The organism is Pseudomonas sp. GM84, from assembly GCF_000282535.1.
Lineage (GTDB): Bacteria > Pseudomonadota > Gammaproteobacteria > Pseudomonadales > Pseudomonadaceae > Aquipseudomonas.
Window position 1 is genome coordinate 1 of sequence record NZ_AKJC01000121.1, and the last position, 12,745, is coordinate 12,745.

Here is a 12,745-nt window from a genome sequence, read left to right on the forward strand (position 1 = left end):
GGCAGCGGCAGCCTGCAGCAGCGGCTGGCCGGGCGTGTCGACCTCGATCTGCCGCGCCTGGGGCAGCTGTGGCCCCGGCTGCAAGGGCAGGTGAAAGGCCGGTTGGATGTGGGCGGTACGCTCGATGCCCCCCAGGGCAACTTGACCTTGCTGGGCCAGCAACTGGCACAGGCGGAAAACCGTATTCAACGTCTGGACCTTGATGCTCGCCTGGACAGCGCCCAGCGCGGCCTGATCGACCTCAAGGCCAACGGCATCCGCCTGGGTGATACCGTGCTGGGCACCCTGCACGCCAATGGCAAGGGCGACATCCGCCAGCAGGCCCTGACCCTGGCCCTCGATGGCCCGCAGCTGAAGCTCGACCTGGGCCTGGACGGCCAACTGAACAAGGGTGATTGGCGCGGGCGCCTGGCCAGTGGCAGGATCCAGGCCGGTGGCCAGGATTGGCAACTGCAAGCCCCGGCACGTCTGCAGCGGCTGGCCAGTGGCCAACTGGACTTCGGCGCGCACTGCTGGCGCTCCGGGCAGGCCAGCCTGTGTGGCGAGGATCAGCGCCTGGCGCCGGAACCGCGGCTGCGTTATCACCTCAAGCAATTCCCGTTGCAAAGCCTTGCACAGTGGTTGCCGAAGGACTTTGCCTGGCAGGGCCTGCTCAATGCCGACGTCAACCTGGACATTCCAGCCAGTGGCCCGAAAGGCATGGTGAGTATCGATGCCAGTGGCGGCACCCTGCGGGTGCGTGACAAAGGGCGCTGGATCGATTTCCCTTACCAGACGCTGCGCGTCGACAGTAGCCTGGCGCCGCGCCGTGTCGATACCCGCCTGGCGTTCCGTGGCGAGCGTCTGGGCGAGCTCAGCCTGAACACCCGACTCGACCCGCTGGGCAAGGACAAGCCGCTGTCGGGTGATTTCCGCCTGGCTGGTCTGGACCTGTCGATCGCCCGGCCATTCGTGCCGATGGTAGAGCGCCTGGCCGGGCAGTTGAACGGCAGTGGCAGCTTGTCCGGCACGCTGCTGGCGCCTCAGGTCAACGGCAGCCTGATGCTCAGCGGTGGCGAAGTCAGTGGTGCGGAACTGCCGGTCAGCCTGCAGTACCTGTCGCTGAAGGCCTTGATTGCAGGCGAGCAGGTGCATCTCAATGGCGGTTGGCGCAGCGGTGACGCAGGGCGCGGCCAGTTGAACGGCCAACTGACGTGGGGTCAGGCCCTGGGCATGGACCTGCGTCTGCAGGGCCAGCAGTTGCCGGTTACCGTAGAACCCTACGCAACGCTCGAAGTGGCCCCGGATCTCACCCTGCGGCTGATCGACGACAAAATGGCAGTGACGGGCAAGGTGCAGGTGCCCAAGGGCAAGATCACCGTGCGCGAGCTGCCGCCGTCCACCGTCAAGGTGTCGGACGACACGGTCATCGTCGGCCACCAGACCGAGGAGGGCAAGCCGCCGATGGCCATGGCCATGGACGTCGATGTCGAGGTGGGGCGAGACAACCTGTCCTTCAAGGGCTTCGGCCTGACCGCCAACCTGCTTGGCCACGTGCACATCGGCGACAACATGGACACCCGTGGGGAGCTGAGCCTGGCCGATGGTCGCTACCGGGCTTACGGCCAACGCCTGACCATTCGCCGCGCCCGCTTGTTGTTCGCCGGTCCCATCGACCAGCCGTACCTGGATATCGAAGCCATTCGCCAAGTCGATGATGTGATCGCCGGCATTCGCCTCAGTGGCAGCGCCGAGCAACCCACCACCAAGGTGTTCTCGGAGCCCGCCATGAGCCAGGAGCAGGCCCTGTCCTATCTGGTACTGGGCCGCCCGCTGGGCACTTCGGGTGAGGATAACAACATGCTGGCCGAGGCGGCCCTTGGCCTGGGTCTGGCTGGCAGTGCCGGTATTACCGGCAACCTGGCGTCGAGCCTGGGAATCGACGATTTCCAGCTGGACACCGAAGGCTCCGGAACCACCACCAGCGTGGTGGCCAGCGGCAACCTGACCGAGAAACTGAGCCTGCGTTATGGGGTAGGGGTGTTCGAGCCGGCCAATACCATCGCCCTGCGCTACAAATTGAGCAAGAAGGTCTACCTGGAAGCGGCCAGCGGCGTGGCAAGCTCGCTGGATATCTTCTACAAGCGGGACTTCTGATGGCCGCGGTCAGCGACGTGTGGCGGCCTCGATGAATTCGTTGGTATCGGCAGGGGGTGGAGAGGGGATGCGCGTGGGCGTGATCAACTTGGTGTACTCCTCGATGAGCCGGTTGAGCGCCTCGGGCGGCTCGGTGGCGTGGAACTGCATGCGGATCTGAACTTCGTCGGGATCGCGCCCCTCGCCCTGGCGGCCGTACGCGCCGATGGTGACTTTGAAGCTTGCAGCGCTGGCGCTTTCACTCTCGGCCTGCAGCTGCTGGAGCGCCTGCGTACCATTGACCCGCACCGAAAGGTCGACCTGCATGCGTTCCAGCGCAAGACCCTTGGGTGATACCAGAGCGAACAAGGGCACGCGCATCATGTGCTGATCATCCATGGCCACTTCGACCATCCTGGCTTTCATGGGGGTACCGAGGGCTTGGCTGTCGCAATCGAAAAACTGGTCGAACAGGTTGATGTATTGCTGGGCGATCAGGCTGTTGGCGGCGGCGGCCGCTTCTTGCAGGCCGCGGGTGATATCGCGAAGGTCGATGGCGGTCATTGGGACGGCTGGCTTTTCCAATCAAATGGCTCCTCGCTCAGGCGGCACCCCGCTGTCACCAGCGGAGTGTAGTAGGGCAATTGAACGTATTTTTACGGCTGGTCAGGCGTAGCGTCTGGTTTGTCGCCACTTTCCGGAGCAATTTTCAGGGTGTCGTCCTTCGAGATGGCCTCCTGGTTGGCGAGGGTCGCGCCTTTCAATACGGTCGGTTTGACTGCGGCATCGGTGAGGAAGTCGATAACGCGCATCATCGCTTCGGGTGGGTTCTGCCGGCGCACGGTGGTGTTGAAGGCGTAGCGGGCACGCGTGTCGGTCTTGCGGGTTTGCGTGGCTTTATGGCTGATGCTGCCTTTGACATCCAGCTTGAATGGTCCCCAACCCAGCGAAGCAGCAAGATCGCCACTTTTGCTGGACTCGCTCAAATCCTCCGCCATCTGGCTGATGGTCAGTTCGAACTCGACATTGCCTTCTTCGATGGTGATGTTCGGGTGGGTGATGGCCGCTACCAGCGGCACCTTCATGCTTTTGCTGGCGATGCCCTGGTATACGCCCTGTTCGTCGACGATGGTTTCGTCGTAGTCGAACTGGAGAGCGACCGCTTTGCCGTCCTGTATGCAGACCTGCATGAGGAAGTCTGCATAAGACTTGCTGGCGGCCACCTGGGCCTGGACCATGGCTTGAAGTGGCCCGGCGATCATCCGATCCATGGGCAAGGCATTGATAACGGAGCCGATGAGACTGCTGTCTATGGACATTATTGGCTTTCTCTTTATAGGGGTTGTTTCAGATGTGACTGTCTACGGTCACGGACGGGCGCTCAGCGAGCGCAAGGCTCCTGGCGACGGATATTGCCGATTTGACGCAGGCTCAGGCCGTACTTGTCGGCCAGCAGGCTGCGTGACAAGCCATCGGCACTTTCTTTCTGGATTTGCAGGTTGCGTAGCTGGCGCAGGAAATGATCTGGCTTGGGGATTTCCAGGGCCACCCCGGCAAAACGTTTGATCAGCGCGTCCAGCGCATCGCCCGGCAACAGCTCGGCAAGCTTGCTGCGCTCTCGATGCTTGGGAATGTACTTGGGCCTGCCGCCGTAGGCGCAGGTCAGCTGATAGGCATTTTCGATACCAATGCATTCGATCAGTGCCTGCAGCGAATGCGGCAGTTGGCTGGTGTCGATGGCGGAGAGATCTGGAAATTCCATGTGAGGCTTCCTCGCGGTGGATGGGGCGCGATTGCTTCGAAGATCCGTAATGGCGGGTCGGTGGTCGCCAGCGGTGAAGTGTCGTTGGCGTGGATCGATTCTCAGTGACCGGTGAAGGCTGTCGCTAGGCGCCAAGTGGTCAGGCGGTTGTAGCCTTGGTGGGCGGGTGTTGAAGGCAGTAAGTTCTTCGTATGTAGGACATCTCTTCAACGATGCTCTGGAAGCCTTGAGCTCTCGTGAGGTGACCTTTCCTCCAGCCAGATGGGTGCCTGAACCTCTAGTTAGTCGCAGGGGTAACTGCTCAGCAGACGTGCGCTACCGAGGTAGGCCTGCGGATGGTCGACCATGCCTTGCGGCAGCGTGCGCCAGTCGATTTCCAGGCAAAGGGCATTGAACCTGTGTTGATCGAGCATGCCGATGACCTGGCCAGGAAATTGACGTCGATAGCGCGCAACGCTGTTGCCCAGGGCTTTGACCTGATCGGCCTGGGCCAAGGTCTGCTCGGCCAACGCCGGCAACTGAATATGCTCGAGGGTGAAGTGCGGCCGCTGCGCCTGCGCTTGCAGGTGGCCAGCGGTACGGGTTCGCTGCCACAGCTGCTGCCATTGGCTGGTGCCAGCGCTGGCCGCCAGTTGGTTACCCAGCTGGAGCAGTTGCTCGGGCGTAACCTGTTCGGTGTCCAGGGCGTGGGTGGGCAGGGCAGGGAGCAGCAGTAGAGTGAACAGGGCCTGTTTGAGCATGATGGCTCCAGCATGGGTTCGGGAAAACCAATGCTTTCAGCTCGGCTGTGCCACGCTAAGCAGGAAATGCAGCGCCGGTGGGCAAGGGCGTTGTATCATTGCGGCCGCTCGTTGCGAGCCATTTTGACTCTGATGTTGCAAGGACCTTTCAATGACACACGTGCAGCGCCTCAAATATTCACTCCTGATCATCCTGGTGGTGCTGGGCCTCATGCTGGGCCTATCCCATCTGCAGAAAGAGGGCACGATCAGCGAACAGACCTTCCAGATGCTGGCCATCGCCATTGCCGTGGTCGTGGTCGTGATCAACGGGATCATGCGGCGCAAGGTCAAGCCTTGACCTGTGCCGGCCGGCAAGCGCTGGCCGGCCGTGGCCTCAGCGCGTGCAGGGCTGCTCCAGCATGGCGCGCGCCTGAGGGTCCAGGCTGTAGCACTTGTCGCTGCCAAGGCTTATCACGCCTTCTGCGCAAAGGCGTTTGAGTACCTCGCGCACGCTCAGGAACGACAGCGGGATGTCCAAAAGCTCCAGCTGTGCGTGCACCCCACGCACGCCAATGCTGCGGCCCGAGCGGCCGGCATTGTGCAGGGCATCGATGACTTTCAGGCGGATCAGGCTGGTACGCAGGCCATAGGCACGCAGCAATTCGCGAATCTGCTCGTTGCCGACTCGCTCCTCCCCGCAGGCCTCCTTGCCTTGGGTCGCCTTGGCCGGTGCGCGCTCGGTGAGCATCGAGGGTTGCGGGTTGTACATGTGAATGCTCCTTTTCATGGACTGTCCCGAAATGTGGGTGCCTCACTTACTAGGACGAATGAGATCGGCAAATCTGCAGCCTTTGCGAAAAAAAAGATGCATGACCGATTTCCATAAAGACGATCGTCCTGCCCACTGCGCGTAAAATTTTCATCCAGCCATTCGTCTGATCGGAAATGACCCCCTGAATCCGAGGAATGCCCGTGTTGTCAATTTCGCGTCCCTTGACCTGTGCAGGCCTGGCGGCTGCCTTGGTCATCTCCAGTTTTGCCGCGCAGGCGCGGGAAACCAGCGCCGATGCCAGCGCACAGATCCGCCGCACCAGTTTCGGGGTGCCGCATATCCTGGCCAAGGACGAGCGCGGCCTGGGTTACGGCATCGGCTATGCCTATGCCCAGGACAACCTCTGCCTGTTGGCCAACGAAGTGTTGACGGTCAATGGTGAGCGTTCGCGCTATTTCGGTGCCCAGGGCAAAACCTTCGAGCAGCGTGACAACCTTGCCAGCGACCTGTTCTTCACCTGGCTCAATACACCCACTGCAGTGAACGCTTTCCTCCAGGCCCAGCCAGCGGCGGTGCGTGACCTGCTGGAAGGTTACGCCAGCGGCTTCAATCGGGCCCTGGGCGAGCGTCGCAGCCAGGGGTTACCTGCCGAATGCGGGACGGGCGAATGGCTGCGGCCGATCACCAGCCTGGACCTGGTGAAATTGACCCGTCGCTTGCTGTCCGAGGGCGGTGTCGGCCAGTTCGCCGAGGCCTTGGCCGCCGCGCAGCCACCGCAGTTGGCCAGCCAGCAGGTAGCGCCTGGTTTCGGCGCAGCGCTGGCCCAACAGCAGCGCTTTGCTTCGGAGCGGGGCAGCAACGCCGTTGCAGTAGGCGCCCAACGTTCGGCCAATGGCCGGGGCCTGCTGCTGGCCAACCCGCACTTTCCGTGGATGGGCGGGATGCGCTTCTACCAGATGCAGCTGACCATCCCCGGCCAGCTGGATGTGATGGGTGCTGCATTGCCTGGCTTGCCGATGATCAACATCGGTTTCAACCGGCACCTGGCCTGGACCCACACCGTCGACACCTCCAAGCATTTCACCCTCTACCGTCTGCAACTGGACCCGAAGGATCCGACCCGTTACCTGCTCGATGGCCAGTCGTTGCCAATGACCCAGCAGGCGGTCAGTGTCACCGTAAAGGCCGCTGACGGTACCTTGAGCCAGGTGCAGCGCCAGGTCTACAGCTCGAAGTTCGGGCCGGTGGTGCAGTGGCCCGGGCGCCTGGACTGGGATACCCAGGCCGCCTACAGCTTGCGCGACGCCAACCTGGACAACACCCGCGTGCTGCAGCAGTGGTACCGCATCAACCGGGCCGACGGCCTCGATGCCTTGAAGGGCTCGATCGAGCAGTTGCAAGGCATTCCGTGGGTCAACACCCTGGCCGTGGATGCGGGTGGCCGGGCGCTGTACCTCAACCAGTCGGTGGTGCCGTATGTCGATCAGCAACTGTTGAGCCAATGCAGCAACCCTGACGCGCAAGGGCCCTTGGTGGTGCTGGACGGGTCGCGCAGCGCTTGTCAGTGGAAGGTCGATGCGCAGGCCGCGCAGCCGGGCATCTTCCCTGCACACCTGCTGCCGCAGCTGGAGCGCAGTGACTTCGTGCAGAACTCCAACGACCCCGCCTGGATGGCCAACCCTGCCCAGCCGTTGACTGGTTACTCCCCATTGATCAGCCGCAACGACCAGCCCCTGGGCATGCGCGGGCGCTTTGCCCTGCAACGCCTGCAGGGCAACGCCAGGATTGGTGTCGATGACCTGCAGCGAATGGTGCTCGATGACGAAGTCTACCTGGCAAGCCTGGTGCTGCCGGACCTGCTGCAGTGGTGCAAAGGCGCCGAGGCGGATGTGCAAGCGCTGTGCGCAAGCCTTGCCGCCTGGAATGGCAAGGCTGACCTGAACAGCGGCATTGGCCTGGTGCATTTCGGCAATATCGTCGAGGCGCTGGCCAAGCAACCGCAAAGCTGGCGGGTCGGCTTCGACCCGGCAGACCCGCAGTACACACCACGCGGCCTGGCGGTGGAGCAGGCAGCCGTCGGCAGGCTGCTCCACGAAGCAGCACTGGCTTCGATGCAACAGGTAGCGAAGTCCGGTGTGGAGCAGGGCAGCCAGTGGGGGCAGATCCAGCAGGCGGCCGATGGCACGCCGGTGCCGGGCGGTCCGCAGGGGTTGGGAGTGTACAACGCGATCTTCAGCGTGCCGCATGGGCCGGGCAAGCGTCTGGTGGTGAGTGGCACCAGCTACCTGCAGCTGGTCAGCTTCACCGATGAAGGCCCACAGGCGCGTGGCTTGCTGGCGTTCTCGCAGTCCAGCGAGGCGGGGTCGGCACATGCAAGCGACCAGACCAAGGCGTTCTCCGCCAAGCAGCTGGCGCCGATGCCGTTCACTGAAGCGCAGATAAAAGCTGATCCTGAGTACCGGCAGTATGTGATCAGCGAGCGGGACAAGGGGGCGGTGGCGAGCCAGCCTTAAGCGATATACCTGTACTGGCCTCATCGCCGGCAAGCCGGCTCCCACAGGTACTCCACTGACCTGGAGAACAGTGGGAGTCCCTGTGGGAGCCGGCTTGCCGGTGATGAGGCCGGTACGGCAAAACCATCACCTTCAGGAAAACTCGAACGGCTCCAGCTGAAAGCCCTGGGCATCCACCTGCAGGGTCCAGCCCCGGCGGTCCCAGTCCCCCAGCACGATGCGCCGTGCCGGCTCACCGTCGACCACCAGCTTGTGTATCGCCGGGCGGTGGGTATGGCCATGCACCAACGTGCGCACACCGTGCGCCGCCATTACCTTGGGAACTTCCTCGGGCGTGACGTCGACGATTTCGTTGGCCTTCATCTGCACCTGCGCGCGGCTTTCGCTGCGCAGCTTGCGCGCCAGCTTGTGCCGCGTGGACAGTGGCAGATGGCGCAGGATCCACAGGGTCAGGGGGTTGCGCAAGTAGCGGCGCATCTTCATGTAGCCGACATCGCGGGTACACAGGGTATCGCCATGCATCAGCAGCACTTGCTCGCCGCCCAGCGCGATTACACTGGGGTCGGCAAGCAGGGTGCAGCCCGCCGCCGTGCAGAAATCCTGACCAATCAGGAAGTCACGGTTGCCGTGCATCAGGTAGATCGCCGTGCCGCTGTCGCTCAGCCGGCGCAGGGCCTGGCAAATCGACTGCTGAAAGGGCGTCATGGCGTCGTCGCCGATCCAGGCCTCAAAAAAGTCGCCAAGGATGTACAGCGCCTTGGCATGGCGTGCGCGGCCGTCGAGCAGATCAAGAAACGCCCGGGTGATGTCCGGGCGTTCTTCTTGCAGGTGCAGATCGGAGATCAGCAGTATCACTCAATGATCTCGGCTTTCTCGATGATCACGTCGTCTTTCGGTACGTCCTGGTGGCCAGCTTTGGAACCGGTGGCGACCTTCTCGATAGCGTCGACGATTTCACGGCCTTCGGTCACTTCGCCGAACACCGCGTAGCCCCAGCCCTGCACGTTCTTGCCGCTGTGGTTGAGGAAGTCGTTGTCGGAGGCGTTGATGAAGAACTGGGCCGAGGCAGAGTGCGGCTCCATGGTACGGGCCATGGCGATGCTGTACTTGGTGTTCTTCAGGCCGTTGTCGGCTTCGTTCTGGATGCTGGCGCGGGTTTTCTTCTGGCTCATGCCTGGCTCGAAGCCGCCGCCCTGAATCATGAAGCCCTTGATGACACGGTGGAAGACGGTGTTGTCGAAGTGGCCTTCTTTAACGTATTGAACGAAGTTCGCAACAGTTAGCGGAGCTTTTTCGGCGTTCAGTTGCAGGACGATATCGCCGTGGTTGGTGCTCAGTTTGACTTTGGACATGCTGAAATTCGCTCTTTCAAGGCAATCGGAATTAGGGGGCGCAGTGCGCGGGTTTATCACCTGACGCAAGATCGGGCGAGCGCGACACATGGGGCGCGTAGGCCATTTTGCACGGGTTGCAATAAAACGCACCAGTTTGTCGGTGCTTGGCTGTCAGCAGCTTGGCTGCTTCGGCTATGATAGGCCCTTTGATTCAATCGGCCTACCCAGGCCGGACACGTGCATTCAAGGATCCTATGAGCAAGCCCACTGCCGACAACGCGCCCAACGCCGCTGCCAAAGGCGCCCCCGCTGTCCCTGCGAACTTCCTGCGGCCGATCATCCAGGCCGACCTGGACTCGGGCAAGCACAGCAGCATCGTCACTCGCTTCCCGCCGGAGCCCAACGGCTACCTGCACATCGGCCACGCCAAGTCGATCTGCGTCAACTTCGGCCTGGCCAAGGAATTTGGCGGCGTCTGCCACCTGCGCTTCGACGACACCAACCCGGCCAAGGAAGACCAGGAATACATCGACGCCATCCAGAGCGACGTCAAATGGCTGGGCTTCGATTGGGCCGGCGACGTGCGTTATGCCTCGGACTACTTCGACCAGTTGCACGACTGGGCCGTCGAACTGATCAAGCGTGGCAAGGCCTATGTCTGCGACCTGACCCCTGATCAAGCCAAGCAATACCGTGGCAGCCTGACCGAACCCGGCAAGAACAGCCCGTTCCGCGAGCGCAGCGTCGAGGAAAACCTCGACCTGTTCGCGCGCATGAAGGCCGGCGAGTTCAAGGACGGCGAGCGCGTGCTGCGCGCGAAGATCGACATGGCTTCGCCGAACATGAACCTGCGCGACCCGATCCTTTACCGCATTCGCCATGCCCACCACCACCAGACCGGTGACAAGTGGTGCATCTACCCGAACTACGACTTCACCCACGGTCAGTCCGATGCCATCGAAGGCATCACCCACTCGATCTGCACCCTCGAGTTCGAAGGCCACCGTCCGCTGTACGACTGGTTCCTCGACAACCTGCCAGTGCCGGCGCACCCGCGCCAGTACGAGTTCAGCCGCCTGAACCTGAACTACACCATCACCTCCAAGCGCAAGCTCAAGCAGCTGGTCGACGAAAAGCACGTCAGCGCCTGGGACGACCCGCGCATGTCGACCCTGTCGGGCTTCCGTCGCCGCGGCTACACCCCGGCCTCGATCCGCAACTTCTGCGAAATGATCGGCACCAACCGTTCCGACGGCGTGGTCGACATGTCGATGCTCGAGTTCAGCATCCGTGACGACCTCGACCGCGCCGCGCCACGCGCCATGTGCGTGCTGCGCCCGCTGAAGGTGGTCATCACCAACTACGAGGAAGGCAAGGTCGAGCAGCTCGAACTGCCACGCCACCCCAAGGAAGACATGGGCGTGCGCGTGCTGCCGTTCGCGCGCGAGCTGTACATCGACCGCGACGACTTCATGGAAGAGCCGCCGAAGGGCTACAAGCGCCTGGAGCCGGCCGGTGAAGTGCGTCTGCGCGGCAGCTACGTGATCCGCGCCGACGAGGCGATCAAGGATGAAGCCGGCAACATCGTCGAGCTGCGCTGCTCCTACGACCCGGACACCCTGGGCAAGAACCCCGAAGGCCGCAAGGTCAAGGGCGTGATCCACTGGGTGCCGGCCGAAGGCAGCGTCGAGTGCGAAGTGCGCCTGTATGACCGCCTGTTCCGCTCGCCGAACCCGGAAAAGGCCGAGGAGGGCGGCAGCTTCCTGGACAACATCAACCCGGATTCGCTGCAAGTGCTGACCGGTTGCCGCGCCGAGCCGTCGCTGGGCCAGGCGCAGCCTGAAGACCGCTTCCAGTTCGAGCGCGAAGGCTACTTCTGCGCCGACCTCAAGGACAGCCAGCCGGGCCGCCCGGTGTTCAACCGCACCGTCACCCTGCGTGACTCCTGGGGCAGCTGAGGAACCGCCGTGCTTAACATCTACAACACGCTGAGCAAGACCAAGGAAGCCTTCAAGCCGCTCGATGGCAACAAGGTGCGCATGTACGTGTGCGGCATGACCGTGTACGACTACTGCCACCTTGGCCACGGCCGCAGCATGGTGGCCTTCGACCTGGTCACCCGCTGGCTGCGCAAGAGCGGCTATGAGCTGACCTACGTGCGCAACATCACCGACATCGACGACAAGATCATCAACCGGGCCAACGAGAACGGCGAATCGTTCGATGCGCTGACCGCCCGCATGATCGACGCGATGCACGAAGACGAGCGCCGCCTGAACATCCTCAAGCCGGACCAGGAGCCGCGTGCCACCGACCATATCGCCGGCATGCACGCGATGATCCAGACCCTGATCGACAAGGGTTATGCCTACGCGCCGGGCAATGGCGACGTGTACTACCGGGTCGGCAAGTTCGTCGGCTACGGCAAGCTGTCGCGCAAGAAGATCGAAGACCTGCGCATCGGTGCCCGCATCGAAGTGGACGAGGCCAAGCAGGACCCGCTCGACTTCGTCCTGTGGAAAGGCGTCAAGCCGGGCGAGCCGTACTGGGATTCGCCCTGGGGCCCGGGCCGTCCGGGCTGGCACATCGAGTGCTCGGTGATGTCCACCTGCTGCCTGGGCGAGAGCTTCGACATCCACGGTGGCGGCAGCGACCTGGAGTTTCCGCACCACGAGAACGAGATCGCCCAGAGCGAGGCCGCTACGGGCAAGCAGTACGCCAACGCCTGGATGCACTGCGGCATGATCCGTATCAATGGCGAGAAGATGTCCAAGTCGTTGAACAACTTCTTCACCATCCGTGACGTGCTCGAGAAGTACCACCCGGAGGTGGTGCGCTACCTGCTGGTGGCCAGCCACTACCGCAGTGCCATCAACTACTCCGAAGACAGCCTGCGCGACGCCAAGGGTGCCCTGGAGCGCTTCTACCACGCCCTGCGTGGCCTGCCGCGTGTTCCGGCCAAGGGCGGTGAAGAATTCGTCGAGCGCTTCAGCGTGGCGATGAACGATGACTTCGGTACCCCGGAAGCCTGCGCCGTGCTGTTCGACCTGGTGCGCGAAATCAACCGCCTGCGTGACAGCGACCTCGACGCCGCTGCCGGCCTGGCAGGTCGCCTGCGTGAGCTGGGTGATGTGCTGGGTGTACTGCAGCTGGAAGCCGATGACTTCCTGCGCGCAGGGGCGGAGGGCAAAGTCGACGCCGCTGAAGTCGAAGCCTTGATCCAGGCGCGCCTGCAGGCGCGTACGGACAAGAACTGGGCGGAATCCGACCGTATCCGCGACCAGCTGACCGCCATGGGCGTGGTGCTGGAAGACGGCAAGGGCGGCACCACCTGGCGTCTGGCTGACTAAACGATGTAGGCCCAATCGCCGGCAAGCCGGCTCCCACAGACAGGGCGGGGTGACTGCTCTCTTGGTGGGAGCAACTGTCTTGCTCAATTTCTAAAAGCTGGCGCGATTCCTGTGGGAGCGGGCTTGTCCCGCGAACACCGGCGAAGCCGGTGCCATGCTCCGCGCTGCCTGTTTCGC

General features: G+C 62.8%; 12 protein-coding genes. 5 read left to right on the top strand and 7 right to left on the bottom strand.

What is annotated here, in order from left to right:
• Positions 1 to 2,136 (top strand): translocation/assembly module TamB domain-containing protein (locus tag PMI38_RS10645; RefSeq protein WP_008093677.1); only part of this gene is annotated, 2,136 nt, incomplete at its 5' end.
• A 9-nt stretch (positions 2,137 to 2,145) separates the two neighbouring features.
• Here PMI38_RS10645 and PMI38_RS10650 read toward each other — a convergent pair.
• From PMI38_RS10650 to PMI38_RS10665, 4 genes are all read right to left on the bottom strand, one after another.
• A complete protein-coding gene (locus PMI38_RS10650; protein WP_081502526.1) occupies positions 2,146 to 2,679 on the bottom strand; it encodes a DUF2589 domain-containing protein in 534 nt (177 codons plus the stop codon).
• 92 nt (positions 2,680 to 2,771) lie between these two features.
• Positions 2,772 to 3,434 carry a DUF2589 domain-containing protein gene (locus tag PMI38_RS10655; RefSeq protein WP_008093679.1) on the bottom strand — a complete coding sequence of 221 codons (663 nt, stop codon included), beginning with the start codon at positions 3,432 to 3,434 and terminating at the stop codon, positions 2,772 to 2,774.
• A gap of 62 nt (positions 3,435 to 3,496) precedes the next feature.
• Positions 3,497 to 3,877, bottom strand: a complete 381-nt coding sequence (locus tag PMI38_RS10660; protein WP_008093680.1) for a Mor transcription activator family protein — start codon at positions 3,875 to 3,877, stop codon at positions 3,497 to 3,499.
• Positions 3,878 to 4,158: 281 nt separating this feature from the next.
• On the bottom strand, positions 4,159 to 4,617 hold the full coding sequence (locus PMI38_RS10665; protein ID WP_008093682.1) for a hypothetical protein: 459 nt from the start codon (positions 4,615 to 4,617) through the stop codon (positions 4,159 to 4,161).
• A gap of 151 nt (positions 4,618 to 4,768) precedes the next feature.
• On the opposite strand from PMI38_RS10665, the gene PMI38_RS10670 reads away from it, so the two are divergent.
• Positions 4,769 to 4,957, top strand: a complete 189-nt coding sequence (locus PMI38_RS10670) for a hypothetical protein (protein WP_008093684.1) — start codon at positions 4,769 to 4,771, stop codon at positions 4,955 to 4,957.
• A 36-nt stretch (positions 4,958 to 4,993) separates the two neighbouring features.
• On the opposite strand, the gene PMI38_RS10675 is transcribed toward PMI38_RS10670, so the two are convergent.
• Positions 4,994 to 5,368, bottom strand: coding sequence for a hypothetical protein (locus PMI38_RS10675; protein WP_008093687.1), 375 nt, complete (start codon positions 5,366 to 5,368; stop codon positions 4,994 to 4,996).
• A 197-nt stretch (positions 5,369 to 5,565) separates the two neighbouring features.
• On the opposite strand from PMI38_RS10675, the gene pvdQ reads away from it, so the two are divergent.
• Positions 5,566 to 7,884, top strand: a complete 2,319-nt coding sequence (gene pvdQ / locus PMI38_RS10680) for a bifunctional acylase PvdQ (protein ID WP_043273402.1) — start codon at positions 5,566 to 5,568, stop codon at positions 7,882 to 7,884.
• A gap of 132 nt (positions 7,885 to 8,016) precedes the next feature.
• On the opposite strand, the gene PMI38_RS10685 is transcribed toward pvdQ, so the two are convergent.
• A complete protein-coding gene (locus PMI38_RS10685; RefSeq protein ID WP_008093690.1) occupies positions 8,017 to 8,739 on the bottom strand; it encodes a UDP-2,3-diacylglucosamine diphosphatase in 723 nt (240 codons plus the stop codon).
• Positions 8,736 to 9,236 carry a peptidylprolyl isomerase gene (locus PMI38_RS10690; RefSeq protein WP_008093692.1) on the bottom strand — a complete coding sequence of 167 codons (501 nt, stop codon included), beginning with the start codon at positions 9,234 to 9,236 and terminating at the stop codon, positions 8,736 to 8,738. Before PMI38_RS10690 ends, PMI38_RS10685 begins: the two co-directional genes overlap by 4 nt.
• Positions 9,237 to 9,472: 236 nt before the next feature.
• Here PMI38_RS10690 and PMI38_RS10695 point away from each other — a divergent pair, with 236 nt between their 5' ends.
• The gene (locus PMI38_RS10695) at positions 9,473 to 11,176 is read left to right on the top strand and encodes a glutamine--tRNA ligase/YqeY domain fusion protein (protein ID WP_008093694.1); all 1,704 of its coding nucleotides are present in this window, start codon (positions 9,473 to 9,475) and stop codon (positions 11,174 to 11,176) included.
• Positions 11,177 to 11,185: 9 nt separating this feature from the next.
• On the top strand, positions 11,186 to 12,568 hold the full coding sequence (cysS, locus tag PMI38_RS10700; protein ID WP_008093696.1) for a cysteine--tRNA ligase: 1,383 nt from the start codon (positions 11,186 to 11,188) through the stop codon (positions 12,566 to 12,568).
• The last annotated feature ends 177 nt before the right edge of the window (positions 12,569 to 12,745 follow it).